This is a genomic window from Saccharopolyspora aridisoli, assembly GCF_004348445.1.
In the GTDB taxonomy this organism is placed as follows: domain Bacteria; phylum Actinomycetota; class Actinomycetes; order Mycobacteriales; family Pseudonocardiaceae; genus Saccharopolyspora; species Saccharopolyspora aridisoli.
The window spans coordinates 1-26577 of sequence record NZ_SMKV01000026.1; the positions used below are offsets into that span (position 1 = coordinate 1).

General features: G+C 69.8%; 20 protein-coding genes. 11 read left to right on the top strand and 9 right to left on the bottom strand.

What is annotated here, in order from left to right:
* On the bottom strand, positions 1-282 hold a 282-nt coding region (locus E1161_RS19210), incomplete at its 3' end, for an adenosylhomocysteinase (RefSeq protein WP_165939868.1).
* A gap of 337 nt (positions 283-619) precedes the next feature.
* The gene (locus tag E1161_RS27300; RefSeq protein ID WP_165939869.1) at positions 620-775 is read right to left on the bottom strand and encodes a hypothetical protein; all 156 of its coding nucleotides are present in this window, start codon (positions 773-775) and stop codon (positions 620-622) included.
* A 25-nt stretch (positions 776-800) separates the two neighbouring features.
* Between E1161_RS27300 and E1161_RS19215 the strand changes: the two genes are divergently transcribed.
* The 3 genes from E1161_RS19215 to E1161_RS19225 all read left to right on the top strand — a co-directional run bounded on the left by E1161_RS19215 (position 801) and on the right by E1161_RS19225 (position 6399).
* A complete protein-coding gene (locus E1161_RS19215) occupies positions 801-2690 on the top strand; it encodes a glycosyltransferase (protein WP_165939870.1) in 1890 nt (629 codons plus the stop codon).
* A 9-nt stretch (positions 2691-2699) separates the two neighbouring features.
* Positions 2700-3536, top strand: coding sequence for a class I SAM-dependent methyltransferase (locus E1161_RS19220; protein ID WP_132625343.1), 837 nt, complete (start codon positions 2700-2702; stop codon positions 3534-3536).
* Between the two features lie 94 nt (positions 3537-3630).
* Positions 3631-6399: a sensor domain-containing protein gene (locus E1161_RS19225; RefSeq protein WP_132625231.1), complete on the top strand. Its 2769-nt coding sequence runs from the start codon at positions 3631-3633 to the stop codon at positions 6397-6399.
* 247 nt (positions 6400-6646) lie between these two features.
* Here E1161_RS19225 and E1161_RS19230 read toward each other — a convergent pair whose 3' ends face one another.
* On the bottom strand, positions 6647-7114 hold the full coding sequence (locus tag E1161_RS19230) for an SRPBCC family protein (RefSeq protein ID WP_132625233.1): 468 nt from the start codon (positions 7112-7114) through the stop codon (positions 6647-6649).
* Positions 7115-7708: 594 nt separating this feature from the next.
* On the opposite strand from E1161_RS19230, the gene rpiA reads away from it, so the two are divergent.
* Entirely contained in the window at positions 7709-8461 is a 753-nt protein-coding gene (rpiA, locus tag E1161_RS19235; RefSeq protein WP_132625235.1) for a ribose-5-phosphate isomerase RpiA, read from the top strand.
* Positions 8462-8516: 55 nt separating this feature from the next.
* On the opposite strand, the gene E1161_RS19240 is transcribed toward rpiA, so the two are convergent.
* On the bottom strand, positions 8517-9932 hold the full coding sequence (locus E1161_RS19240) for a selenium-binding protein SBP56-related protein (protein WP_132625237.1): 1416 nt from the start codon (positions 9930-9932) through the stop codon (positions 8517-8519).
* Positions 9933-11049: 1117 nt separating this feature from the next.
* Between E1161_RS19240 and E1161_RS19245 the strand changes: the two genes are divergently transcribed.
* Positions 11050-11451, top strand: coding sequence for a peptidase inhibitor family I36 protein (locus E1161_RS19245; RefSeq protein ID WP_132625239.1), 402 nt, complete (start codon positions 11050-11052; stop codon positions 11449-11451).
* 265 nt (positions 11452-11716) lie between these two features.
* Positions 11717-12607, top strand: a complete 891-nt coding sequence (locus E1161_RS19250; RefSeq protein ID WP_132625241.1) for an oxidoreductase — start codon at positions 11717-11719, stop codon at positions 12605-12607.
* A gap of 416 nt (positions 12608-13023) precedes the next feature.
* Here E1161_RS19250 and E1161_RS19255 read toward each other — a convergent pair whose 3' ends face one another.
* Complete coding sequence (locus tag E1161_RS19255) at positions 13024-13878, bottom strand: VOC family protein (protein ID WP_132625243.1); 855 nt, start codon at positions 13876-13878, stop codon at positions 13024-13026.
* Between the two features lie 415 nt (positions 13879-14293).
* Here E1161_RS19255 and E1161_RS19260 point away from each other — a divergent pair, with 415 nt between their 5' ends.
* The 3 genes from E1161_RS19260 to xylB all read left to right on the top strand — a co-directional run bounded on the left by E1161_RS19260 (position 14294) and on the right by xylB (position 18377).
* Positions 14294-15556 (top strand): ROK family transcriptional regulator, encoded by a 1263-nt coding sequence (locus E1161_RS19260; protein WP_207920303.1) that lies wholly within the window; start codon positions 14294-14296, stop codon positions 15554-15556.
* Between the two features lie 70 nt (positions 15557-15626).
* Entirely contained in the window at positions 15627-16784 is a 1158-nt protein-coding gene (gene xylA / locus E1161_RS19265; protein ID WP_132625245.1) for a xylose isomerase, read from the top strand.
* 183 nt (positions 16785-16967) lie between these two features.
* A complete protein-coding gene (gene xylB, locus E1161_RS19270; protein ID WP_132625247.1) occupies positions 16968-18377 on the top strand; it encodes a xylulokinase in 1410 nt (469 codons plus the stop codon).
* Positions 18378-18384: 7 nt separating this feature from the next.
* Here xylB and E1161_RS19275 read toward each other — a convergent pair whose 3' ends face one another.
* A complete protein-coding gene (locus E1161_RS19275; protein ID WP_132625249.1) occupies positions 18385-18672 on the bottom strand; it encodes a hypothetical protein in 288 nt (95 codons plus the stop codon).
* A gap of 264 nt (positions 18673-18936) precedes the next feature.
* Entirely contained in the window at positions 18937-20145 is a 1209-nt protein-coding gene (locus tag E1161_RS19280; RefSeq protein ID WP_132625251.1) for an MFS transporter, read from the bottom strand.
* 436 nt (positions 20146-20581) lie between these two features.
* Here E1161_RS19280 and E1161_RS19285 point away from each other — a divergent pair, with 436 nt between their 5' ends.
* Positions 20582-21691, top strand: a complete 1110-nt coding sequence (locus E1161_RS19285; RefSeq protein ID WP_132625253.1) for an endo-1,4-beta-xylanase — start codon at positions 20582-20584, stop codon at positions 21689-21691.
* A 512-nt stretch (positions 21692-22203) separates the two neighbouring features.
* The gene (locus tag E1161_RS19290; protein WP_132625255.1) at positions 22204-23379 is read left to right on the top strand and encodes an acyl-CoA dehydrogenase family protein; all 1176 of its coding nucleotides are present in this window, start codon (positions 22204-22206) and stop codon (positions 23377-23379) included.
* Between the two features lie 557 nt (positions 23380-23936).
* Here E1161_RS19290 and E1161_RS19295 read toward each other — a convergent pair.
* Together E1161_RS19295 and E1161_RS19300 are read right to left on the bottom strand one after the other, a co-directional pair.
* Positions 23937-24932, bottom strand: coding sequence for a LacI family DNA-binding transcriptional regulator (locus tag E1161_RS19295; RefSeq protein ID WP_132625257.1), 996 nt, complete (start codon positions 24930-24932; stop codon positions 23937-23939).
* Between the two features lie 77 nt (positions 24933-25009).
* Positions 25010-26503, bottom strand: coding sequence for a long-chain-fatty-acid--CoA ligase (locus E1161_RS19300; RefSeq protein WP_132625259.1), 1494 nt, complete (start codon positions 26501-26503; stop codon positions 25010-25012).
* Between the last annotated feature and the right edge of the window lie 74 nt (positions 26504-26577).

Below are 26577 nucleotides of genomic sequence, written 5' to 3' on the forward strand. Positions count from 1 at the left end.
GGCCTCGTCCTGAGTGGAGAAGATGTTGCACGACACCCACCGCACATCCGCACCCAGCGCAACCAGGGTCTCGATCAGCACGGCGGTCTGCACGGTCATGTGCAGGGAGCCGGCGATGCGGGCACCCCTGAGCGGCTGAGAACCGGCGTATTCCTCCCGCGTGGCCATCAGGCCCGGCATCTCGTGCTCGGCCAACCGGATCTGGTGCCGACCCGCCTCGGCCAGACCCAGGTCCTTCACGGCGAACTCCAGGCCGTTGACCTTCTGCAACTTGACGCTCATGACTTCCCCTCGGGTGCAAAGATCCATCGACGATCCAGTCCGGTGTGGACTGCTGCGTGGGAGGTGCCGGACGGTGATCGCACGGGGCTGGCGTAGATCCGGCTCAACACGGCCCAGCATCGTCGGCCGGCAGCCCTGAATCCCTCTCGCGACATCAAAAAAGGCACCTCCGTCAGGAGGCGCCCTTACCGTGCTGTCCCTTTACCCCGCCGGCCGAGCGTGGCGGACGTGTCGTCCGTTGCAGCGCCTCTCAGCCAGCGGTCGCGCTCCGAATCGGAGCGCATCGAGTCGGTCGAACCCGGCGTGCCCAAAATTTTGGTGACGCCCGAGGACTTTGTCAAGCTGCCAGGTCGGGGCGTTCACCTTCCCACACATCACCGGAACAGGTGGTGTTCGTCGGGCTGGCCGTCGCGCCTTCAAGGTTTGCGCGCGCGAGCGCGATAAACACGAGTGTCAAACCGTTGAGGTCAAAGCTAAAGAATGCGGCGCTCATGACACTTGTTGGTGGCTTCCGTGGGGTGGACGAGAACGAGACGCTCCAAGGCGAACGGCAGGACGAACCCCGCCGGGGGAATGCCGACCCGGCCATGGCCATGCGGACGTTCTTCGCCCCTCCGTTCGCCAACCTGCCCGTTGATCTCTACGCCAAGATCGAAGACGGCGCGGCCACCCGGCACCGCAAGGCGGTGACGGTCCACCCGCACAGCACGGTGTCCACCTCGACCTACTTCGGGCGCTTCCCAGCCAGCTACTGGCAGCGCTGGACCGCCGCCTCCGAAGTGACCGTCCGCGCCAGCGTCAGCGGCGCCGGAGTCGTGCGCGTGATGGCCTCCGACTCGCGAGGAGGAGCCCGCACGCTGCACACCGAGCGGGTCGCGGGGGAGACCACCGAGACCCAGGTGTGCCCGACCGTGGACATCGGCAAGTTCGTCGACGGTGGTGCGATCTGGCTCGAACTCATCACCGAGGCCGGCTCGCTGCAGGTCGCCGACGTCGCGTGGTTCGTGCCGAACCCACCGCGCAGCCGCCCCACCTCCGCGGTGCTGTGCACCCACGACCGCGCCGACGACTGCCTGAACACGCTGCGCGCGCTGGCGGCCGACCCCGCAGCGATGAGCGCGCTGTCAGCGGTCTACGTGATCGACCAGGGTGACGACGCCGTCGAGTCCCGCGATTCCTTCGAGTCCGTCAAGGAGGTGTTCGGGGGTCTGCTGCGCTACCGGCGGCAGCGGAACCTCGGTGGCGCAGGCGGCTTCACCCGCGGACTGCACGAGACGCTCGCCGACGACGAAACCGCCGCCAACGCGCTGTTCATGGATGACGACATCCTCCTGGAACCGGACACGGTCGTGCGGATGACGACGTTCGCCAACTCAGCCGTCGAACCGATCGTGGTCGGCTCGCAGATGTTGCAGCTGCTGCACCCGTACCGGATCCACGTCTCCGCCGAACGCGCCCGCTTCACCACCATCGAACCCGGCCTGGCCGTCGAGGGCGGCCTCGACCGCGTCGACCTCACCGAGGAGCTGCAGGAGCGGCGGGTCGACGCCGACTACAACGCCTGGTGGTGCTGCTTGCTCCCCTCGGAGATCGTGCGCGACGCCGGCTACCCCATCCCCATGTTCTTCCAGTGGGACGACGTGGAGTTCGGCTACCGCATCCGGGGCCGTGGCCACGCGACGGTCACGCTGCCCGGGGCGGCGGTGTGGCACGCCGACTTCGACTGGAAGGACGAGGACAGCTGGGTCCGCTACTTCACCTTGCGGAACGCGTTGATCATCGACGCGCTGCACGGTGACTTCGACGGAACCGCCAGCGCGAAGGTCTTCCTGCGCTGGGCTGCCGAGTGCCTGGTGTCGATGCGCTACGCCCAAACCGAGGTGCTCATCGCGGCGGTGGAGGACTTCCTCGCCGGTCCGGACGTGCTGCGCGACGGCGACGCCTCGACGCCGGCTCGGATCGCGAGGATCCGCGCCCCGCACGCCGAGACCGCACGGCACAAGCCCTCGCAGGTCCCGGGGCTGACCGGTGCGTCGCGGCCGATCGCCAAGGCCGGCCCGCACCCGGCCCGGCGCAGGCTCGTGCTGGTCAAGCGCCTGATCTGGCACCTGCTGGGCAGGGTCGGCGGTTCGGCGTCCATCCCGTCCCGCGACGCCCACTGGTGGCACGTCGGGCTCTTCGAGACCGCGGTGGTCACCGACGCCTCGCAGGAGTCGGTGTCGGTCCGCAGGGTCGATCGCGAGGAGCTGCACCGCATCGGCGCGAAGGTGCTGCGCACGGCGTTGCGGCTGCACCGCGAGGGGGACCGGGCGCGCGGTGCGTGGCGTGCGGGCCACCGCTCGCTCACCAGCAGGGAGAACTGGACACGCCTGTTCCAGCTCGACGAGACCAACGCTTCCAAGGAGTAGATCGTGAACATGCTGTCCCGCATCCTCACTCCCGTGCGGGCCGCCGCACGGGAGAAATTGCAGCGAGCGGTCTCCGAGGCCGTCGCGGGAGTGATCCGCCCGGAGATCGATCGCGCCGTCAACGCCACCCGCGACTTCGAGATGCGGTCCCGCCGCGACCTGTTCGCCGCAGGCGAGCGCGACGCCGCGGTCTCCACCGCACGGCTGGTGCACCAGGAGATGGCCTCGGCTCGGATGCTGCCCAACCCCATCGCCACCCTCAACCACGCGCTGTCGCTGGCTCCGGCCGAGGGCATGGCGCTGGAGTTCGGCGTGTACTCCGGCACAACCCTCACCGAGATCGCCCGCTCCCGCAAGGGCGTCGACGTCTACGGATTCGACTCGTTCGAGGGCCTGCCCGAGCACTGGCGGGCCGGTTTCCCGGAGGGCACCTTCGGCGGCGAGATGCTCCCCGACGGCCCGCCCGCGGTGGAGGGAGCGGAGCTGGTGGTCGGCTGGTTCGACGACACGCTGCCGAAGTTCCTGGAGACCCACCCGGGCCCGGTGGCGTTCCTGCACGTCGACTGCGACATCTACTCCTCCACCAAGACCGTGCTGGAGCTCGTCGGTCCGCGCCTGCAGCCCGGGAGCATCGTGGTGTTCGACGAGTTCTTCAACTACCCGGGCTGGCAGTTCGGCGAGTACCGCGCCTGGGGAGAGCACGTCGACGCGACCGGTTGGAAGTTCTCCTACGAAGCGTTCACCATCGACAACGAACAGGTGGCCGTCCGGCTGACCGACGTCGGTTCCCCCGTGGACATCGAGAGGTTCGCGCCGGCCCCCCGCGCCGCGGTTCAGCACCGCTGAACGCGTCGTCCCGTCGGCCGGTGCCGGCCGGGGGTCCGCCGGCACGAGGCCGGAGGGGTGTGGTCGTCGGCGTCCGCCTCGGGAGCGGAGGGCCATGGCTGAGAGCGACCGGCTGGATGGGGCGTCCGGGCTGGACGAGGAGCTCCGCGACCTGGCCTGCGAGGTCAACCGGGCCGCCGCCTGGAGCTACCGGTTCTCGGACGGCGATTTGCGCTGGTCGGCGGGGATGGCGGGCTTGCTGCAGGTCGACGAGGGCGATGCGGATGAGCTCCCGCGCCGGCTGCGGGAGCTCATCGCGCCCCTGGTGCATTCGGCCAGGACCGGGCAGGCGGACGGTTCGCAGTCCGTCGAGGAGCCGTTCCACACGCCGTCCGGGGAGCGGCGGACGATCTTCCTGCGCTGCTGCACCACGCTCCACGGCTCCGAACAGCGCCTGGTCGGGATCGCGGTGGACGTGGCGTACCCGCTGAGCGAGGAGGGACACGACACCGACGTCGCCGACCGCTACCGGCGGCTGATCGAGCTGAACCCGGACGCGGTGTGCGTGCACCAGGACGGCGTCACCGTCTACGTCAACCCCGCCGGGGTGCGGATGATGAACGCCTCCTCCCCCGAGGAGATCGTCGGGCACCCCATCACCGAGTTCGTCGCCGAGCACGCGCAGCCGGAGTTGTTCTCCCGACTGTCGGTGGCCAACGATCCGGGGACGACCACTGATCCCGCCGAAGCGGAGATGATCCGGGTCGACGGGTCGCGGATGCTGGTCGAGTCGATCGCGGTGCGCACCAGCTGGCACGGCCGTCCGGCGTTCCAGGTCATCCTGCGCGACGTCACCGCGCAGCGGGAGGCCGAGGCCGCTCTGCGCTACCAGGCGGCGCTGGTCGAGAACGTCAGCAACGCCATCATCGCCACCACCTGGCACGGCGTGGTGACCAGCTGGAACCCGGCGGCCGAGACGATCTACGGCTATTCCTCGGCGCAGGCGCGCGGGCGGCCGGTCTCCGAGGTCGTCGGATCCACGATCGATCCGGCCGCGCTGCTGACCGTGGGCGGCACCGTCGAGGCCAAGCACCGGCACGCCGACGGGTCACCGGTTCAGGTGCGGATCTCCGCGGCGGAGATGAGCGACGGCTACGTGCTGGTGTGCACCGACGAGACGGCGCGGCGCCGGGCCGAGAGGCACTACGCGACGGTCGTCAGCCTGCTCGACGAGGGCGTGCTGGTCATCGACGAGGGCGGCAAGGTCGTGATGGCCAACCCCGCGGCCACGTCCATCCTGGGAGCCCGGGAGGAGGACATCGTGGGCACCCGACCGGAGTCGTGGGCGACCTTCGACGAGGACGGCAACCGGCTCCCGCAGGCACCGTCCCTGCGCACCCGGCTCACCGGTGAGCCGGAGACCCGGCGCGTGGCGCGCTTGGTGCGCTCCGACCGCAGCAGCGTGTGGCTGGCGATCTCGGCGCGGTCGCTGACCGCGGACGATTCGCCGCCGCACCGGACGCTGGTGTCGTTCAGCGACATCACCGAGCCTCGCGCGTTCCGCAAGCGGCTGGAGCGGGAGGCCACCCACGACCCGCTGACCGGGCTGGCGAACCGGACGATGGTGCTGCGCAGGTTGCAGGCCGCGATGCGCGAGCCCGACCGCACGGTCACAACCGGCGTGATGTTCATCGACCTGGACAAGTTCAAGATCATCAACGATTCGCTGGGGCACGTCGTCGGTGACGAGGTCCTGCGCGTGACCGGTGAACGCCTCCGCGCCGTGATGCACTCCGCCGAGCAGGTCGGCAGGCACGGCGGCGACGAGTTCGTGGTGCTGGTGAACGACGAGGACGGCGGGCCGTCCCTGCGCGACCTGGCAGGCGCGATCCGGCGGCGGCTCACCGAGCCGATCACGGTCGAGGGCAGGCAGCTGCACGTCGACGCCAGCATCGGGATAGTGCTCGTCCCGCCCGGCGATCCGCGCACCGCCGAGGACGTGCTGCGCGATGCCGACGTGGCCATGTACGAGGCGAAGACGCGCGGCCGCGGGCGGGCGGCGTTCTTCGACGTGCAGCTGCGCGAGCGCCTTCAGCGCTACCTGGAGTTGGAGCAGGACCTGCGCTCGGCGGTCGACCGCGGCGAGCTCTGGCTGGCCTACCAGCCGATCGTGAACCTGCACGCCAACCGCGTCAGCGGCGTCGAAGCGCTGTTGCGCTGGACCCACCCGGTGCACGGGCAGGTCTCCCCTGAGGAGTTCATCTCGTTGGCCGAGGAGAGCGATCTGATCCACCACATCGGGTGGTGGGCGCTGTCCACCGCGATCGAGCAGCTGGCCGACTTCCGGAAGCGCTACGGCCTCGACCTGCGGGTGAAGGCCAACCTGTCGGTGCGCCAGCTGGAGGACCCGGGTCTTCCGGAGACGGTGGACGAGGCGCTGCGCACATCGGGGTTGTCCGCCAAGTCGTTGTCGCTGGAGATCACCGAGAGCGCGCTCATGCACGACCCGGTCACCGCCACCCGCATGCTGCGGGAGCTGCGCCGGTACGGGATCAGGCTGGCCATCGACGACTTCGGGACCGGCTACTCGTCGCTCGCGCAGCTGCTGCGGCTGCCGCTCGACTCGCTGAAGATCGACCGGTCGTTCATCGACGGCATCGCCCGCTCCCACGACGCCGAGGCTCTGGTCAACAGCATCATGGCGATGGCTCACGCGGTCGATCTCGCGGTGATCGCCGAGGGCGTGGAGACCGCCGAGCAGCTGGAGGTGCTCCGGCGGCTGGGCTGCGACCAGGCGCAGGGCTTCTACCTGGCCCGGCCTGTGCCGATCGAGGACCTGGCCGCGACCATCGACCTCGCCGACCGGCGCACGAGGTTCGGATGAGGCGCAGGTCGCGCGGTGCGACCCGCACATCCTCGAACGCATGCGCTCAATCGCGCGCGCCTTGCCTTGGCGGTCCAGCACAGGTCCAGGCCGAGCTTCTCAGCTTCGCGGACGAACTCGACGATTTCGCGCCAGTCCCCCGCCGGTGTAGCGCGCGCCCGTCCACTCCATGCCCGGCGACCTCCTCGGCGTGTGGCGTTGACCAGCGGGGTTGCGTTGTAGAACCCCGCCGCACGACGGAGAGTCGTCAGTCGAGCCGCGAGATCGAGACGGGCGCCGCCACCCGCGGAGCGACGACCTGATGAGAGGCCTCCAGCACGCGCTTGATGACGGTCACCACGTCCCGGCCGGGCTTCGAACAGGTGAACGCGGCGCGAGCGTGCTCGTTGATCGCGGCGCCCGCAGACACCTCGATCTCCATGTGCCGGAAGAGGTGGGTCATGCCCTCGACCTCGGAGAAGCTGTAGGTGATGGTCACCGAGGACGTGTCACCCACGCCCCGGGACCGGACGATCCAGCGGCGCCCCGGTTCGGACTCCAGTATCGCCCAGTCCTCGCCTTTCGATTCCCGCCAGGTCGTGCCGGCGGGTTGCCTGCCCCGGGGCACGAGTGTCCAACCTGGATCGGTCACCGGTCGACCGTCCTCCCAATTGGCCGGATCGGTGATGTAGCTGTAGACGTCCATGGCCGGGCACGCGATATCGGTCTCGGCCATCGTCGAATAGAAGGGCATAGCTCAAGCGTCCTTCCACTCAATTTCCCCCTGGGGCGCCCGCTACCGGATTACCCCCACCGGGACCATTGTTGGCCCCGAAAGGGAATCAGCAACTCGATCGGAACCCGGTGATCGCGCGGCAGGCACGACATCAGGCGACAGCGGTGGCACAGAACACATCCGCGTCGACACCCGAAAACCCGTGGACCCTAACCGCTTTCGCGATAGATCCCTCCGAATCGGACACCGGCGGATCGCTGCTCCCGCCGAGGTCGGCGAAGCTTACCCAACGCGACGTTCCCGGCAAGATCGCGAGCCCGCTTCAGGTTGCCCTCGAAGCGGCCCTGACCCGCAGGTTCATTGCACCGGCAACATCATGACCGGACCCCGCCAGCGTCACACGATGGTGGGGGTTTCCAGATCGATTCCGAAGTCCGCGACGGGGTCCGTCGCGGCTCCGGCGAGGCGCGGGAAGGGGCGTCAGGCGCGACCCCGCGACCGCCCGCGACCAGCGCATGTACCGTGACTGGCGAACCCACCGGCCGGCCCGCCGGGCGGTGATCCGCTGGAGCGTCCACAGGAGACTTACGACCGATGCAACCGAGTAACGAGCAGGACCGCGCGAAGTGGGCCGCGGGTACGGCCGTCATCGACGCCTACATCCGCGACGGCATGAAGCTCGGCCTGGGCTCGGGCACGACCTCGCACTGGTTCGTCCGCGCGCTGGGCGAGGCCGTGTCGAACGGCCTCAACGTGGTGGGCGTGCCCACCTCGACCGGCACTCGTGACCTGGCGCTCGAGGTCGGCGTGCCGCTGACCACGCTCGCCGAGGTCGGGCGGCTGGACCTCACCGTCGACGGCGCCGACGAGATCGACCCCGCGGGCCACATGATCAAGGGCGGCGGCGCCTGCCTGCTGTGGGAGCGCATCATCGCCGACACCTCGAACAAGGTGGTGTGCGTGGTCGACGAGGGCAAGGTCGTCGACCAGCTCGGCAAGTTCCCGCTGCCCATCGAGGTCGTGCAGTACGAGTGGCAGGCCACCGAGCGCGCCATCAGCTCGCTGCTGGACGAGCTGGGTCAGCCCGGCGTGAAGCTGACCCGCCGCGAGAAGGACGGCGGTCCGCTGGTCACCGACAGCGGCAACTTCATCGTCGACGCCCACCTCGAGGCGATCAAGGATCCGATCGCGCTGGACTCGCAGCTCAACTGGATTCCCGGCGTGGTGGAGAACGGCCTGTTCACCGGCATCGCCGCGGAGGTCGTCATCGGCCGTGCGGACGGCAGCCACGACATTCGCGACGTCTCGGCGACCCGGTCGGCCCGCCCGTCGACCCGCGGTCGCTGAAGCCCGCACCCGAGAGAGGGGCCGTGAGCGCTGCTCACGGCCCCTCATCGCGTTCTCAGAACCCCGCGTAGCAGTAGGAGTCCGACGAGGCGTCCCCTCCCTGGAGCCGGACCTGGTGGGCTCGACGGCCGCGGAAGTCCTCGCCGTGGGGGAAGAAGCCCTCGTCGACGGTCAGGCCGCCGCGGTGCGGGTCCGTGCTGAGCTTGGCCATCCACGCGCCGACGCCGTCGGGGTAGAACTGGTCGTCCCAGGACCCGTAGAGCGAGTTGGTCATGTAGATCCGAGTCCCGTCCCGGCTGACCTCGACCATCTGCGGCCCGCCCGCCAGCGGCCGGTCGGGTTCCGACGGGTGCGGGACCCGGCCGACGATGCCGCCGAGCCGGATCGATCCGGCTTCGCGAGGTGTGGCGGGGTCGCTGACGTCGTACTGCTTGAGCTCACCGGTCCCCCAGCACGAGACGTAGAGGAAGCGGTCGTCGACGGAGAGGTTGATGTCGGTGACCAGCGGCGGGACAGCGCCGAAGGGCTTGAGCGCGGGCGGCAGCAGTTCGACGTCGGCGGGTTCGGCGGGGATGGTGATGACCTTGTCGGCGGTCCACCGATCGCCGTCTCGCCGCCAGCGCCACACCGATGCGGACAGGTCTTCGGTGCTGATCACGACGCCGGCGAAGCCCCACGTGGCGTTCGGGTCGTGCGAGGGCCGCAGCTCCAGAACCATCTGGTGCTCGGCGCCGAGGTCCACCCGCTGCAGGTGCTTGCCCGCGGCGAGGTCCCAGAAGTGCAGCGCGTGGCCGTACTCGTTGGCGAGCAGCAGTTCGGGCACCACGCCCTCCTCGATCATCGAGGGCGTGCCCCACTCGCTGGTGATCAGGGTGTTCTGGTTGAGGTGCCACCAAGCGTCGTAGGCGAGCTGCTGCGGGCCCCGGTCGGACTCCCACGCCCGCACGACCTCGAAGGTGTCGTGGTCGAGCACCGCGATCCCGCCCGGCCCCCCGTCGCCGTCGGCGGCGCCCAGGCAAGACAGGTAGATGCCGTCGGGGCCGCAGTGCAGCGTGTGCGGACGGGAGTACCCGGCGCGGGCGGCGAGCTCGTCGGCGCCGACGGTGCGCACCAGCCGTGGCTGCTTCGGGTCCGGGTGGGTGTCGTAGACGTGCAGGTTCGAGGAGCGCAAACCGGGCAGCAGCAGGTACCGGCGTTGCAGGCCGTCGGTGTGGTGACCGGCGTGGGCGAAGGCGCTGCTGCAGGCGTTCCAGCCGAAGTGGTGCAGCTCATCGCCCTTGGTCGGCAGATCCGCCCACCCCACGATCTGCCCGTGCTGGGCGGATTCCGGGTCGGTGTCGATGACGGCGAGGGCATCGGGTTGTTCGGCCGCGCGGTCGAAGGTGACCACGTAGGCCAGCTTCTCCGGTGGCGCGGCGATCGCGTCGGCGGGACTGCGGTAGAAGGTCGGATCGACCGCGGCATGGCTCATCTCGTCCTCCTCGGGAGATGGCGTTCGGTCGTTCCAGCATGGTCCCGCGCTCCCCCCTCAGCGACCGTGCCCGCATTCCAGGAAGCCGCAGGTCGAGTGGTTCTGCAGCTGCGCGCAGCACAAGTCCGGACTGACCCGGTAGGTGGTGTGCAGGAGCACGTACCGGCCGCCCAACCAGCCCGTATCGCACTCGAGGTGAACCGTGCGCACGATGACGAAGTCCCACTCCTGCGACTCCCCGCGGAACTCGATGGCGACGTGGTTTCACCCGAGCGGAGGGCGGGGACGTGCCCATCCGCGTAGGGCACGTCCGCTCCGAGAGCCGCCAGTTCCGCCATGTCTCCAGGGCGAAGTCGCGGATGTCGGCTACGCCCGGCTCGTAGGCCACGCCCAGCACCAGGACCCGAGCTCCTGTGGCGCGCTTCCCGCGATCGGCGAGGAGCTGCCTGGCGCGATACACGACCTCGCGCGGGCGGGCCGCGATCGAACCCATGGCGGCGTTCATCAGCGGGGCGGGCAGGCGTTGGGCGCGCAGCTGCCCCAGCAGTGGATGCCGTGCCCGCCGACTCGATTGGTCGCCGTTCCACCGAGCAGGTGTCCCGGTGCTCGAACAGCACTTCGAGCACCGGGTCCACGCGCAGCCGCACGGGGAGCTCATCCTCGGACTCGGGATGCTGGACCTGCTGTTCGTCCAGGGCCGCTCAGCCGTCAGGACGTTCCAGGCCTCAGCCGCTTCGAAATCCCTCCGTTGCGCCCGCAGCGGTGTCCGCCGCCCATCCACAGAGGAGCGTTCTTCCGCTGACGCTTCAACTTCCACCTCATACTCGGTGTGAACTCCCGTGCGAGGACGGGACGCGCGGCCGCTGCGCGCATGCCTGGCTGACGGATTCGCTGATTACCGGCGGTCATGTCGGCCTGCCGGCGGTCGCGGCCGAGCGGCGTCGCCGGAAACCAAGCACTTTTCGTCCGCTTGAAGGCAACCCCAGTCGAGCGTGCGACGTGAGATGGGTGTCGCGATGCCAAAGCCCGGACTTCGGGCCTGGGGGCCACAGCACCACTCCACGGAACACGACTGTGCGATCGCACGCGTGTGAGCACTGAAACTGGGAGGAAAAGGATGTCGACGAACACACTGCGCAACAAGGGCTTCAAAGCCACCCTCGCGATTGCCGGGGGTCTGCTGCTGGCCGGATCGAGCATGGGCCTCGCCTCTGCCGAATCCGACCAGGAAGCCACTCACCGCGCCATGGCCGAAGCATGCGGGGACGGCTACCTGTGCGTCTGGCCCGAAGCCAACGGGCACGGCGAAATGGTGAAGCTCTTCGAGTGCGGCGTCTACGACACGCCGTGGCCGGTCGGGTCCTGGATCAACAACCAGTACACCGGCCAGGTGGCCGAGTTCATCGGTCCCGACCCGGCGAACCCGGGCGGCGAGTGGATCGTCCAGTACACCTCCACCGCGCCCGAGTTCAGTGACAACAGCAGGGGATTCGACACCCGGCGGGTGCACCCCTGCTGATGTGGAGGACGTCCCGGCCGCCGCTGTTCACGCGGTGGTGGCCGGGCAAAACCCTTCGAGATCGATCATGAAGGGGCAGACCCCCGGCACCGTCGCGCACTCCCACGGCGCTGGGGGTGAATGGCAGTCCTCCACCGCAGTGGAGGGATCACCCCGATGACGGGTTTCGACTCGATCCCTGCTGACAGAGGACGTCGACGGCCACGGCTGCTTCGAGCGGTCGTGGTCATCGGCATGCCGCAACATCGGTGGCACGATGGGCGGCATGACGCGATGGAGCAGCGATCAGCTACCGAACTTGGCCGGCAAGACGGCCGTCATCACCGGCGCGAACAGCGGACTCGGTTTGGAGACCGCGCAGGCGCTGGGGCGGGCGGGCGCGCACGTCGTGCTCGCCGTGCGCAACGCCGCCAAGGGTGAGCAGGCCGTCGGCAGCGTGCCCGGCTCGGCCGAGGTGCGCCGACTCGACCTGGGAGACCTCGCCTCGGTGCGCGAGTTCGCCGACTCGTGGGACGGCGAGATCTCCATGCTCATCAACAACGCCGGGGTCATGTTCCCGCCCGAGGGGCTGACCAGGGACGGGTTCGAGATCCAGTTCGGCACCAACCACCTCGGCCACTTCGCGTTGACCAACCTGCTGATCGACCACGTCACCGATCGCGTGGTCACGGTGTCCTCCAGCATGCACCGGTCGGTGAAGGGAATCCGCTGGGAGGACCCGAACTTCACCGGCGCCTACGACCCGCAGAAGGCTTACGGCCAGTCGAAGCTGGCGAACCTGCTGTTCACCCTGGAGCTGCAACGCCGGCTCTCCGAGGCGGGTTCGGCGGTTCGCGCCACGGCGGCGCACCCGGGCTACGCGGCGACGAACCTGCAGAGCCACGCGGGGAACCCGCTGCTGCGCCGGTTGATGGCCGTCGGCAACCTCTTCGCTGCGCAGCCTGCGCAGGTGGGTGCGCTGCCGACGCTGTTCGCCGCCACGCAGGACGTCCCGGGCGCCAGCTACGTGGGCCCGGACGGCCCGTTCGAGCTGCGCGGCTCCCCCACCCTGGTGGGACGCACCCAAGCGGCCAGCGACCCCGAGGCAGCCCAACGGCTGTGGACCCTTTCCGAGCACCTCACCGGGATCACGTTCCCGATGGCCGAGAAGTTCTGACGTCCACATCGACCCGTGCTCGGACCGAGCCGTGGGGATCGGTGGCCTCCGCGTAGGGTGGGCGCTGCATTTGAGAGTTCTGATGAGGACGAGGCCGGGGCGCTTGCTCTGACTTCCTCACCGCTGCGGAGGCCGGTGGTTCCTGCTGCGCCTGGCGGCGCGGGCTCCGCGATCGCCAAGTCGCCTCGGTGGGTTCCGGCTGACACCGCACAGCGAGCACACGCGCACGTCGTTCGCGTGACCGATTATCGGCACGGAGTCGGTGCGGGAGAAGCGGTCCCACGTGAAATCACCGCGTCCGCCCACCCCACACCGTCTCGACCTGTTAGCTCGCGGTGGCCGCGCTCCAGGCGAGACCATCCGAAACCGCACCTGCTCGCGCACCTGCGCACTCCTCGTTGAACGACCCCCAACGATCAACGCGTGGTGATGGTCAGCGGCAGGCCGTGCGGGTCGATGAGCAGCGGCTCCGGTCCCGGTCGCAGCACCGCCCCCGCACCAGCGGCGGTCATCGCCCCCACCGCTGCGGGCGCTTCGGCCACGCCGAGTCCGACGGCGCGCAGGCCGAGCCGGGACTGCCCCGCCGACCACGGGCTGGGCGTGGTCTCGCGGCGGAAGGTGAACAGCTCCAGCACGGCGCCGCCGAGTCGCAGGTTGGTGATGACGAACCCGCGCGGATCATCGGAGCGGACGAGCTTGCCGATCACCTTCGCGCCGAGGGTGCGGCCGTAGAAGTCGAGCGCTTCTTGCAGGTCCGGGGCGGTGACGGCGATGTGGTCGAAGACCGGGCCCGCGTCGCGCGGCCGGTTGTCGTGCGCGGCGACGTCTTCGGCGGCCAGCTCGGGCGAGTGAACCTCGTCGTGGCGGACGGCGCCCTCGACGAATTCCAGCGGCGTCCCGTCGGGGTCGGTGAAGAAGGTGATGCGCACGTTGCCGTGGGCATCCTTGGGAGGCGTGGTGAACTCGACGCCGGCCTCGCGCAGCCGGGCGGCCTGGGCGTCGACGTCGCCGACCTTCATGCCCACGTGCCGCATCCCGCACTGCAGGTCATCCGGCGCCCAGCCACCGAGGTCGCCCTCGCCGATCTCGACGAGCTTGATCCGCGCTGGCCCGGCATCGAGCCAGCGGACACCGGAATCCCGCGCGATTTCGTTGAATCCCAGCAGTCCGGTGTAGAACTCCTGGGAACGCGCCAAATTTCGGCAGCCGATCTCGACGTGCCGGATCGTGGCGGTGGCCGCGCTCGGGTCGGCGGAATGGTTCGCGGTCATCGCCCCTCCGGCGAGTCGTTCCGGACGCCGCTGGTGGTCGCGATCCGGTGGTCGTGCGTGATCACGATGCTGCCACCGCTCTCGATCTCAGGGCAACGGATTGTCCAGGACACGAACCGAACGCTGTCCGGTTCGTGTCCTGGACGAAGAGGTGCCCGCCTCACCGAGGGGGCGGGAGCGAGACGGGCAGCCGCGAGACTACGCCGTTCGGCTCAATGACGATCCCCGAAGGCGGCACTGCGTGACGATCTCACCGCATCCGGTGATCGGATTGGTTCGCCGGGTCAACTAAAAAGCCGCGTTTCCCTCTTCGAGGAGGACCGGAAGATGGTCGCACCGATGGCGGTCGCACGAAAAACCTTGTCATCGGGCGCTTCGGGTATTAGTTTGGCGGCCATACTTATTGGAGGTGGGTGTGGCCGAACGAGGAAGCGGTGAGGCCGTGCGGCTCGACGCGTCGCCGGCCGGTGTCGACCAGACCGCGGTGCGGCGGGCCAACCTCGCGCGCGTGCTCGACGAGGTGCGGCGCGGCGAGGTCGTCTCGCGCGCCGACATCGCCACCAGCAGCAAGCTCACCAAGGCGACCGTCTCCAGCCTGGCCACCGAACTCATCGACCGCGGCCTCATCCGCGAGACGGGCCTGCGTCGCGACGGCGCCGTCGGCCGTCCCGGACGCTCGCTGGAGCTCGACGGCGGCGGCATCACCGCGCTCGGGTTGGAGATCAACTCCCAGTACCTGGCCGCGCGCGGCACCGACCTGGCCGGTCGCGTCATCGTCGAACGGCGGCTCGGGTTCGACGCCATGCGCGCAGACCCGGAGACCACGCTCGACCGGCTCGCCGCGATCGCCCGCGAAGCCGTCACCGAACTGGCGGGCACCGGGTCGTCGTTCCTGGCAGGCATCGCCGTGGCGGTGCCCGGCCTGGTCGACGCCGAGACCGGCCGGGTGCGCTACGCGCCCAACCTGGAATGGCGCTCGATCCCGATCGCCGGAGCGCTGCGCGAGCGCCTCGGTGGTGACGTGCCGATCGTGGTCGACAACGAGGCCAACCTCTCCGCCCTCGCCGAGCTGCACTCCATGCCCCAGCCCGCCGCCGACCTGGTGTACCTGACCGGCGAGGTCGGTGTCGGCGCGGGCTTGATCACCGGCGGGCGACTGCTGCGCGGCTCCGGCGGGTTCACCGGGGAGATCGGGCACGTCCCGGTCGACCTCGACGGGCAGGTCTGCGGATGCGGACGCCGCGGCTGCCTGGAGACCAAGATCGGGTTGCCTGCCGTGCTGCGCGCGGCGGCACCCGACCTGGCCGACCAGGACGTCGACCCGCAGGAGCAGGCCCACGCGCTGCGCCAGCGCGCCGAGGACGGCGGGCCGGAAGCCATGGCCGGTTTCGACGAGATCGGCAGGTGGCTGGGCATCGGCGTGTCGGTGCTGGTCAACCTGCTCAACCCGGAGGTCGTCGTGCTCGGCGGCTACCTCGGCACCGTCGCGCCCTACCTGGTTCCCGCCGCGATGCGGGAACTGCGCGACCGCTCGGTGGCCGGAGACGCGGCGGTCTGCCGGATCACCGCCTCCACCCACGGGTTCTCCGCCGCCGTGCGCGGCGCCAGCAGCATCGTCATCGAGGAGATCTTCCGCGATCCGCTGCGCATCCCCGCGGCCGAGAAGGCCGTCGATTGAACGAGTTTCGCGGCACCGCCCGGTGCCGTCACGACATCGCACTGCACCACGACGTGAGGAGCACCAGCTCATGACCGACTTCACCCCGAAGCGCGAGGACAAGTTCTCGTTCGGCCTGTGGACCGTCGGCTGGCTCGGACGCGACCCGTTCGGCGAAGCCACCCGCAGCCCGCTGGACCCGGTCGAGGCCGTGCACCGGCTCTCCGACCTGGGCGCCCACGGCATCACCTTCCACGACGACGACCTGGTGCCGTTCGGTTCCGACGCCACCGAGCGCTCGGCCATCGTCTCCCGCTTCCGGGGCGCGCTGGACGAGACCGGTCTCGCCGTGCCGATGGTGACGACCAACCTGTTCAGCCACCCGGTGTTCAAGGACGGCGGCTTCACCGCCAACGACCGCGACGTGCGCCGCTTCGCGCTGCGCAAGGTGCTGCGCAACGTCGAGCTGGCCGCCGAGCTCGGCGCCCGGACCTTCGTCGCCTGGGGCGGTCGCGAGGGCGCCGAATCGGGTGCGGCCAAGGACGTTCGCGCCGCGCTGGACCGCTACCGCGAGGCCGTGGACACCGTCTGCGCGTTCATCAAGGAGCGCGGTTACGACCTCAAGCTGGCCCTGGAGCCCAAGCCGAACGAGCCGCGCGGCGACATCCTGCTGCCGACCGTCGGACACGCGCTGGCGTTCATCAACGAGCTCGAGCACGGCGACATCGTCGGCGTGAACCCCGAGGTCGGGCACGAGCAGATGGCGGGGCTGAACTTCACCCACGGCATCGCGCAGGCGCTGTGGGCGGGCAAGCTGTTCCACATCGACCTCAACGGGCAGAACGGCATCAAGTACGACCAGGACCTGCGCTTCGGCGCCGGCGACGTGCGCACCGCGTTCTTCCTGGTCGACCTGCTGGAGAACGGCGGCTACGAAGGCCCGAGGCACTTCGACTTCAAGCCGCCGCGCACCGAGGACTACGACGGCGTCTGGGCTTCGGCGGCCGGCTGCATGCGCAACTACCTGATCCTCAAGGAGCGCGCGGCGTCCTTCCGCGCGGACCCGCGGGTCGAGGAGGCGCTGGAAGCGGCTCGGGTCGCCGAGCTGTCCACCCCGACCCTCAACGCCGGGGAATCGGTGTCCGACCTGCTGTCCGAGGACCTCGACGTCGACGCGGTGGCCGCGCGGGGCATGCACTTCGAACGGCTCGACCAGCTCGCCATGGACCACCTCCTCGGCGTCAACTGATCAACCGAGACCCGGCCCCAGCACCCGAAACGGAACCCCCCTTCGGGTGTCGGGGCCGGTGATCGCACAACCGCGTCCTGATCGCGCACAATCGTGTCCGGTCAGAACCGACTCCGGCGTTCCATCGCCGCACGAACTTGCCCGGGAGTGCTCGCACTCCGCGAGCACGAAGGATGATCCGCAATGCTGGTGCTAGGCATCGACTCGTCGACCCAGTCCACCAAGGCGCTCGTCGTCGACGCCGACGACGGCGCGGTCGTCGCCGAGGCCAAGGCGTCGCACCCCGACGGCACCGAGGTGGACCCCGCGGTCTGGTGGGAAGCAGCGCAGAACGCCATCGCCGAGGCCGTCGCGAAGTCGCCGGGCCGCATCGAGGCAGTGTCGGTGGGCGGCCAGCAGCACGGCATGGTCGCGCTGGACGCCGGCGGCGAGCCGGTCCGCGACGCCCTGCTGTGGAACGACACCCGCTCCGCCCCGCAGGCCGAGGAGCTCATCGAACGCCACGGGGCCGAGTCGCTCGCCACCCGCACCGGGCTGGTCCCGGTCGCGAGCTTCACGATCACCAAGCTCGCGTGGTTGGCGCAGCACGAGCCGGGCAACGCCGACCGCGTCGCGCAGGTGCTGCTGCCGCACGACTGGCTCGGCTGGCAGCTCGCCGGCCGCCCCGAGCAGAGCTGGACCGACCACGGCGACGCCTCGGGCACCGGCTACTACTCCCCCACCACCGGTGAGTGGCTGCCCGAACTGCTCACCGAAGCCATGGGCGGACGCACCCCGAAGCTGCCGGAGCTGCTGAGCCCCAACGCCGAGGCCGCGCAGGCGACGTTGCCGAGCATCGAAGGCGCGACCATCGGCGTCGGCACCGGCGACAACATGGCCGCCGCGCTCGGTCTGGGGCTCAAGCCCGGTGACGTGGTGGTGTCGCTGGGCACCTCGGGTGCGGTGTTCGCGCCCGCCGAGAAGCCCAGCGCCGACCAGACCGGGATCGTTGCGGGCTTCCGCGACGCCACCGGCCGCTACTTGCCGCTGGTGTGCACGCTCAACGCCGCGCGCGTGCTCAGCTCCACCGCGCACATGCTCGACACCGACCTCGAGGGGCTCTCACGGCTCGCGCTGTCGGCCGAGCCGGGTGCGGGCGGGCTGAGCCTGCTGCCGTACTTGGAGGGCGAGCGGACTCCGAACCTCCCGGAGGCCACCGGCACGCTGGCCGGGCTGACCGGCGCGAACATGACGCCGCAGAACCTCGCCAGGGCGGCCGTGGAGGGGATGCTGTGCGGCATGGCCGACGCCATCGACGCGCTGCGCGACACCGGCGCCGAGGTCCGGCGAGTTCTGCTCATCGGCGGCGCGGCCCGTTCCGAGGCGGTCCAGGCCATCGCACCGGCCCTGTTCGGCGTCGACGTGGACATCCCCGAACCGGCCGAGTACGTGGCCATCGGCGCGGCGAAGCAGGCCGCCTGGGCCCGTTCCGGCAGTGCCGAGCCGCCGGAGTGGGAGGTCGCGGGCACCCGCCGTGCCGTCGGGGACGACACCAGCGGTGACGCGGTCAGGGCTGCCTACGCCGCCGCGCGGAAGCAGGCCCACGGCATCTGACACCGGTTCACGCGGCGACGACCTCGACGATCGCGGATGCCCGGAGGGTGCGGGCCGCGAGTCGAGAGGTTGTCGGGATTCGGTTCCCACCACCGGTTCCGGTGAAGCAGTGGTCGTAGCGGAACGTCGCTGGTAGCACCGAGGCCGCCGCCGAGACCGATGGAGTGGCTTCGCGCGGTTCCAGGCCGAGTGGCAGCGCGGGCTTTCCGGCCAGCGGGTCGCTCGGCAGCATCGCCAGCCAGGAGCGCAGCGGAACGCTGCCGTGCTGTTCGCAGCGGGACGTCACGAGCAGCACGAAGGGACACGACAGCACGGAGCTCTTGGAACGCGGTGCGAGCGCAGCCGTGACCGAGAACCGGTGGGGGAGGAGCGATCCCGGGCCGAACGGTTACCGGTCAGCCGTGGTTCCACAGATCGCGCTGCACACCCGCAACAGGTCGATGTGGCACCGCACCACGAGACCGGCCTGGGATGGCATGCCGGACAGCGATCGGGCGCGCTGTGGGGCGCCGCCGCTCGCCGTCCGGCATCTCAGCCGGGACACGCACCCCGTCAGGCCTCAGACGGGCTGCCGGTTCGACACGAAGGTCACCGACACCAGTCCGATGACCGCCACAGCCGCGAACGCGTAGAAACCCCACGGGTAGGCCAGACCCGCGCTGAGCAGCGCGCCGCCGACCAGGGGCCCGCAGATCGCGCCGAGCCGCCCCACGCCGCTGGACGCGCCGAGCGCGGTGGCCCGCCCGACGGCCGGGTAGTGGTGGCTGACGTAGGCGTAGACGAGGACCTGCGTGCTGAAGACGAACACGCCGGCCAACAGCACGCTGACGTACACGCCGAATCCGGGCAACCGCACGCTCAGCAGAGCCAGGAACACCGCTGCGGCGGTGAACCAGATCAGCGTGCAGGTGCGCACCCCGATGCGGTCGGACACCCGTCCGGCCAGCAGCAGGCCCAGCACCGCGCCGACGTTGAGGGTCAGCAGCAGCGCCAGCGCAGCGCCGAGCTCGTAGCCGGCCTCGCGCATGATCTCCGGCAGCCAGGTGTTGAGCCCGTAGACCAGCAGCAGGCCCATGAACGAGGTCACCCAGAACGCGAGCGAAGACCTCAAGTAGCCGCCCCGGAACAGGGTCGCCACGGGACTGCTAGCGGCCTTCTCCTCGGCCGTGGCCGGGAGCGACTCCGGAAGGTGGCGCGCCAGCAGGGGCAGCAGCACCAGCGCGGGCAGCGCACCGATGACGAACATGGCGCGCCAGCTCAGCGCGGGGATCACCAGGATCCCCAGCAACGAGGTGACCACGGCGCCCACGTGGTAGCCGGTCATCAGGGTGGTCGTCGCGCTCCCGCCCTTGGCCTCGGACGCCTCGTTGACCAACGCGATCGCCACCGGTAGGACGCCGCCGAGCCCGAGACCGGCCAGGAATCGCAGCGTGCCGAACAGCAGCGGGCCGCCGGCGAACGCGCACGCCAGGGTCAGCGCCGAGAACAACGCGACCGTGGTGATCATGAGGTTGCGGCGGCCGAAGCGGTCGGTCAGCGGTCCCACGCACAGCGCGCCGATCATCACGCCCACCAGTCCGACCGAGGAGATCAGCGAGGCCGTCGCGGGGGTGAGCTGCCAGCTGGGGTCTCGCAGCAGCTTGGGGAGCACGACGCCCAGGACCACCAGGTCGTAGCCCTCCAGCGCCACCACCGCCCAGCACAGCGCGGCGACGCCCCGGGCGCTGGTCTGCGGCGCGCGGCCGGTCCGTCCTGACGCCGTTGTCATTCCAGGTCACCTCTTCGATGTCGGTGTCGTGCCCGGAATCATGTGGGTTCCTCCCGGGACCCGTACCAGCGTTCGTTTCTGCTCAGCGGAAGCCGTTGGGAGGTTGATACCTGCGCGGCCCACGGTCACCCTCCCCGCCGGTCGGCACTGGGCGGTCTCGGTCCGGATCAACCGATCAGAATGAATTCCGGGTCCCGGACGGATCGGACCGGAGCTGGGTTCACGACGAGCTTGCCCGAAATGTTTCGGAGCCGGAGTCGAGTTTCAGCCCAGGCGGAGGTTCATCGTCTTGGCGCTCGAGGGCTGGGAATCGCTTCCACCGTGAACTCGAAAGTTGCGGATCTTGACCTTTCTTCGCCCGCGCCAATAGTCTTCGAAATCCGTGATGCTTGAAATATTTCGGAAACAGTTCCAGTAGAGAACGCGGGAGTCCGCAATGAAGCCGATTCGTCTCGCCACCACCACCGCCGCAGCGGTCCTGCTGCTACCCGTCCACGCCGAAGCCGCAGCCCAGGCTCCCGCCCTGCGCGATGCCGCACCGGAGGACCTCGTCGTCGGCTCCGCCGTCGCCGGCGGCGGCCACCACGACGAGCAGCCCTATCCCGACCCGTTCACCTCCGACCAGCCCTACAGGGACGTGCTCGCCCGCGAGTTCAGCTCGTTGTCGCCGGAGAACCAGATGAAGTGGGAGTACCTCCACCCCGCTCGCGACACCTACGAGTTCGCCACCGCCGACGCGATCGTCGACTTCGCCGACCGGAACGGCCAGGTGATGCGCGGCCACACCTTGTTGTGGCACAGCCAGAACCCGGAATGGCTGGAGAACGGCGAGTTCTCACCCGAAGAGCTGCGGGAGATCCTGCACGAGCACATCTCCACCGTGGTCGGCCGCTACGCCGGGCGGATCCAGCAGTGGGACGTGGCCAACGAGGTCTTCGACGAGTCCGGGAACCTGCGCACCACGGACAACATCTGGATCCGCGAGCTCGGCCCCGGCATCATCGCCGACGCCTTCCGCTGGGCCCACGACGCCGACCCCAACGCCAAGCTGTTCTTCAACGACTACGGGGTGGAGGCCGACAACGCCAAGAGCGACGCCTACTACGCGCTAACCCAGGACCTGCTGGCGCAGGGAGTTCCGGTGCAGGGCTTCTCCGCGCAGGCCCACCTCAACCTCGACGACGGGTTCCCGGCGGACCTCACGCAGAACCTGCAGCGCTTCGCCGACCTCGGGCTGGAAACCGCGATCACCGAGCTGGACGTGCGGATGACGCTGCCGCAGGGCGGTGCGCCCACCCCGCAGCAGCTGACCGAGCAGGCCGACTACTACCGCCGCGCGCTGCAGTCGTGCCTGGACGTCTCCAGCTGCCACTCGTTCACCGTGTGGGGGTTGCCGGACAAGTACTCCTGGGTGCCCGGCACGTTCCCGAACCAGGGCGCGGCGACGATCTACTGGGACGACTTCACCCCCAAGCCCGCCTACGACGCGCTGCTGGAGACCCTCTCCGCGAGCGAGCGGAAGAGCGGGGACCCAACTGGACGATGACGACGTCCGGTTGAGTCACGCCGGTCTCGCGAGGGCCCTCCTGCGGCACGGTGGATCGACTGGGGTTCTTCGCGGTGCGACGCGTGGACGACGTCCGGACTCGTGATGCGCGCTGGGGCGGCTTCCCGCCGCTCCACGCACGAGTGGCGACGGGTGGATGCGGGTCCGATGCGTCGCGGGCCGAGATCATCACTTCGACCGAACTCGCGCCGGGACGGCACACCGGCACGAGGACCGGAAGCGCGGATCACGCTGCGCACCTGTCGCAGCAGAGGCGGTTGCGCGACGGAGAGCGACGACGGGCACGTCCACTACGTCGACGGCTCCGCGCTGAGCACCGCCCCCTACGGCACGATCACCTCCACCCAGCCGGTGCCGTCCCACAGCTGACCTGCTGCGCACGTTCGCCGGTGGCCGCCGCCGAGCAGCCGCCTGCAGTGTCCTCCGAGACCTGACATGGGCGCTGCACTGCTTGAATGGGTCCACCGAGACGCGTGGAGGAGGACTGCACCATGGGCGAGTTGCACGTCAGCGATGAGTTCGACGCACTCATCGGACGGATCCGGGCCATCGGTCCGCTGCTGGAGGACCACGCCGAGCACAGCGAGGAGATCGGCAGGCTCAGCGACGAGTCCGCCAAGGCGCTCATCGACACCAGGATCTTCCGCATCGGAATCCCCGCCGAGCTCGGCGGCTACGAGTTCTCCCCTCGCCAGGCGATGGAGACCATCGCCGAGGTCAGCTACATCGACGCCTCGGCGGGCTGGGCGTTCATGGCGCTCCAGCTCGCCACCGGCACCACACCGGCCTACCTGGGCTGGGACGTGGTGCACGACCTGTTCCCGAACGTCCGAAGAGGACACCACGCGCTCATCGCCGGACAGGGCACCAGATCCGGCAAGGCCGTCAGGACCGAGGGCGGTTACCGGATCAGCGGGAACTGGCAGTTCGCCTCCGGCGTGTCGATGGCCACCCACATCCACACCGCCGCCCACTGCGCGGATGAGGGGCGCACGCTGGTGTTCACGCTGCCGATCGAACAGGTCGCGCTGCAGGACAACTGGGATGTGATGGGCCTGCGCGCCACCGGAAGCATCGACTACAGCATCCACGACGTGTTCGTGCCCACCTCCTACGCCTACGAGGCGACCTGCACGTCGCCCCGGATGGGCGGGGCGCTGTACCGGCTGGGGCTTGCCGGCATGTCGGGCATCTGCCACGCCGGCTGGGCTTTGGGCGTGGGGCGCCGCATGCTCGACGAGGTGCGCGCGCTGGCGGCCACCAAGACCGGCACGCCTCGGGCGGCGGTCGACAACCAGCAGTTCCACGCCGAGTACGCCCAGGCCGAAGCCAAGTTCCGGGCGGCGCGCGCGTTCGCCTTCGAGACCTGGCAGCGGTGCGAGGACGTCCTCGACGAAGGCCGCGCCCTCAGCACCGAAGACGAGACGCTGACCCGACTGGCGTTGAGCAACGCGACTTCGTCGGTGCACGAGGTGGGCCAGACCGCGTACAAGTGGGCGGGCACGGCAGCTCTGCGGCGCAGCGTCCTGCAGCGCTTCTTCCGCGATCTGCACGGGGGCACCCAGCACGTGACCTCGGGGCCGGGCGTGCTGCAGAACTGCGGCAAGCTGCTCGCCGGCCTCTCGGACGGTCACTGGCAGTTCCTGGACCTCGTCGAGAGCGACTGAGCTGGCCAGTGTTCCCCCAGCTCAACGGCTACGTCACGAAGAGTGACCGGCGGCGGCCGAACGGGTGCAATCCAGCGCAATCCGGGCGCGCCGGACATCAGCGCTTAACTTCTGCACCGGCCGCCTGTCAGATTGACCCAAGCACTCGGGTGCGCGGGCATGCCCACCTCGTCGGCGGTCGACCGAACGGATCAACGATCCCGAAGCCGTCGGGGCAGGCGGGAACCTCTGCCCGCGACGGATGAGGATGATCGGCCGCGAGGGGGCGCTGGTTTGAACACCGCACAGGTCCACCGGAAGGCACGGCGCAGGCAGCACACACGCGGCAGGCACAACACGCGGCCGACCGCCACCCGCCCCTGGGTGGGGCGCCCGCTGCCCGCTCGCCCCGGCACCTCCCCGATCCGCACTCCGCTGCCGGTCACCCCGGCCGCGCCGCCACCTGAACCCGAGCCCACCCGAGGAACCACCATGACCGCACGTCACGCCGAGATGATCACGGCGACGCTGTCCTTCACCACCTTCCTCATGGTCGGTGCGATGTGGATCGGCCACTCCTAGCGGCTGACGCGAGTTGAGTCGCGGACCACCAGTTCCGGCTGGAACACCATCTGGCGGTGCCGGATCGGCTCACCGGAGGTTTCAGCGATGAGCAGTTCCGCCGCCGTGCGGCCGAGCTTGCGCGCGGGCTGGCGCACCGAGGTCAGCGGCACCGCCGCAGCCCCGGCGAACTCGATGTCGTCGTACCCGACGATGGCCATCTCCTCCGGCACCCGCACACCGGCGGCCACCATCGCCTGCAACAGGCCCAGCGCGAGCAGGTCGTTGGCGCAGAACACGGCCGTCGGGCGCGGGCTCATCCCCAGCAGCCGCGCACCCGCGTCGCGTCCCGATGCGACGTCCAACGCGGAGGACTCCAGCACCGACAGGTGCGCGGCGGTGCCTTCCAGCGCCGATCGGGCACCCGCCTCGCGGTCCCGGCACTGCGCGAGCATCGACGGGCCGTTGACCATCGCGATCTCACGGTGCCCGGTCCCGGCCAGGTGGCGCGCCGCCAGCGCTCCCCCGGTCACGTCGTCGACGGCGACCGAGCTGCCCTGCACCTCCGGCACGGTGCGGTCGACGAACACGTAGGGGATGCGGCTGCGGGCGAAGGTCCGCAGCCGCTCACCGGTGGTGTCCACCGGGGACAGCAGCAGTCCGCGCACCCGCTGCTCGGCCAGCATCGACAGGTAGGACGACTCGAGGTCGACGCGCTGGCCGCTGTTGCAGGTGATCACGTTGAGCCCGGCCTCGTGAGCGGCCTCCTCGGCCCCTCGGGCGAGGTCGACGAAGAACGGGTTGGCCAGGTCCAGCACGAGCAGCGCCATGATGCGGCTGCTGCCGGCGCGCAACTGCCGAGCCGACTCGTCGCGGACGTAGCCGAGCTCCTCGATCGCCGCCCGCACCCGCCGCCGCGTCTCGTCCGACACCAGCTGCGGGCGGTTGACCACATTGGACACCGTGCCGATGGAAACCCCGGCCAGTCGCGCGACGTCCTTGATTCCGACCATGCTCAGACCTCACTCACAGACTCCCGTGAGCTTAGTCGCCGGTACCGGGCCCGGCGCGCGGCCGGGCCCGGTACCGCTCACACCTCGCGCGGCATCTCCTTGACCTCGCGGCGCAGGATCTTGCCGGTCGGCCCCTTCGGCAGCTCCGGGACCAGCCAGATCTCGCGCGGGTACTTGTAGGCGGCGATGCGCTGCTTGACGAAATCGCGCAGCTCGTCCTCGGTGGCGTCCTGGCCGGGCTTGAGCGACACGGCCGCGCCGACCTCCTCGCCGAGGTCGGGGTGCTTGACGCCGACCACGGCGGCCTCGGCGACGGCCGGGTGCTCGTAGAGCACCTCCTCGACCTCACGCGGGTAGACGTTGTAGCCGCCGCGGATGATCAGGTCCTTCTTGCGGTCGACGATGAAGAAGTAACCGTCAGCGTCCTTGGTGGCGATGTCGCCGCTGTGGAACCAGCCGTCCTTGATCGCCTCGGCGGTCGCCTCCGGCCGGCCCCAGTAGCCCTTCATCACGTTCTCGCCGCGGATCACGATCTCGCCCGGCTCGTCGAGGCCGACCTCGTTGCCGTCGAGGTCGACGACCTTCATCTCGCAGCCGCGCACCGGCAGCCCGATGGAACCGGGCTTGCGCTCGTAGCCGGGCTGGTTGAACGAGGCCACCGGCGAGGTCTCGGACAGTCCGTAGCCCTCCAGCACCTGGCAGTCGAACTTCGCCTCGAAGCCGCGCAGCACCTCCACCGGCATAGCCGAACCACCGGTCGCGCAGGTGCGCAGCGAGCTCATGTCGGCGCCGTCGGCGTCGGGGTGGTTGAGCATCGCGGCGTACATGGTGGGCACGCCCTCGAAGATGGTGACCTTGTCGCGCGGCACGATCTGCAGGGCCTTCGCCGGGTCGAACCGCGGCAGCAGGGTCAGGCACGCGCCGACCATCACCGAGGTGTTGAGCGCGCAGGTCAAGCCGAAGACGTGGAACAGCGGCAGGCAGCCCATCACCACGTCGTCAGGGGTGAGCTCGAACAGCGTCTCCACCGCCATCTCGGCGTTGGAGACGAGGTTGTGGTGGGTCAGCTCGGCACCCTTGGGCTTGCCGGTGGTCCCCGAGGTGTAGAGCAGCACGGCGGTGTCGGAATCAGTGCGCTCGACGGGTTCGGTGATCGGCTCGCCGCCGAGTTCGACCGGGCCGGTCGCCCCCACCACGAGTCCCGGGATTCCCACCTCCGCGGCAGCGGCAGGCACCGCGTCGCCGCCGCCGTCCCAGCCGTAGACCAGCGACATCTGCGAGTCGCGCAGGTAGTACTCGACCTCGCGGGCCTTGAGCAGCGGGTTCATCGGCACCACGGTCGCGCCTGCCAGCAGCGCGCCGTAGAACAGGATCGGGAAGGCGGGAACGTTCGGCAGCACAAGACCAACTCGGTCACCAGGCGAGATGCCGCGTTCCCTCAGGTCACCGGCCACGGCTGCGGCCGAGGCGTGGAGCTGGGCGTAGCTGAGCACGTGCTCGTCGAAGCGGACCGCGGGCCGGTCGCCGTGCCGCTGAGCGGACGCGACAAGGTTCGCTGCCAGGTTGGTCATGTTCCGTTCCCGTCGTCGTTGAGGTGGTTCGGAGCAGGCGAGATCGTCGATCCCCAGCGGATCGTCCACGTTCC

Coding starts and splice junctions, on each gene's coding strand:
- E1161_RS27300 (WP_165939869.1), bottom strand. CDS start 775: ATGAGCGCCGCATTCTTTAGCTTTGACCTCAACGGTTTGACACTCGTG.
- E1161_RS19220 (WP_132625343.1), top strand. CDS start 2,700: ATGCTGTCCCGCATCCTCACTCCCGTGCGGGCCGCCGCACGGGAGAAA.
- E1161_RS19225 (WP_132625231.1), top strand. CDS start 3,631: ATGGCTGAGAGCGACCGGCTGGATGGGGCGTCCGGGCTGGACGAGGAG.
- E1161_RS19230 (WP_132625233.1), bottom strand. CDS start 7,114: ATGGCCGAGACCGATATCGCGTGCCCGGCCATGGACGTCTACAGCTAC.
- rpiA (WP_132625235.1), top strand. CDS start 7,709: ATGCAACCGAGTAACGAGCAGGACCGCGCGAAGTGGGCCGCGGGTACG.
- E1161_RS19240 (WP_132625237.1), bottom strand. CDS start 9,932: ATGAGCCATGCCGCGGTCGATCCGACCTTCTACCGCAGTCCCGCCGAC.
- E1161_RS19245 (WP_132625239.1), top strand. CDS start 11,050: ATGTCGACGAACACACTGCGCAACAAGGGCTTCAAAGCCACCCTCGCG.
- E1161_RS19250 (WP_132625241.1), top strand. CDS start 11,717: ATGACGCGATGGAGCAGCGATCAGCTACCGAACTTGGCCGGCAAGACG.
- E1161_RS19255 (WP_132625243.1), bottom strand. CDS start 13,878: ATGACCGCGAACCATTCCGCCGACCCGAGCGCGGCCACCGCCACGATC.
- xylA (WP_132625245.1), top strand. CDS start 15,627: ATGACCGACTTCACCCCGAAGCGCGAGGACAAGTTCTCGTTCGGCCTG.
- xylB (WP_132625247.1), top strand. CDS start 16,968: ATGCTGGTGCTAGGCATCGACTCGTCGACCCAGTCCACCAAGGCGCTC.
- E1161_RS19280 (WP_132625251.1), bottom strand. CDS start 20,145: ATGACAACGGCGTCAGGACGGACCGGCCGCGCGCCGCAGACCAGCGCC.
- E1161_RS19285 (WP_132625253.1), top strand. CDS start 20,582: ATGAAGCCGATTCGTCTCGCCACCACCACCGCCGCAGCGGTCCTGCTG.
- E1161_RS19290 (WP_132625255.1), top strand. CDS start 22,204: ATGGGCGAGTTGCACGTCAGCGATGAGTTCGACGCACTCATCGGACGG.
- E1161_RS19295 (WP_132625257.1), bottom strand. CDS start 24,932: ATGGTCGGAATCAAGGACGTCGCGCGACTGGCCGGGGTTTCCATCGGC.
- E1161_RS19300 (WP_132625259.1), bottom strand. CDS start 26,503: ATGACCAACCTGGCAGCGAACCTTGTCGCGTCCGCTCAGCGGCACGGC.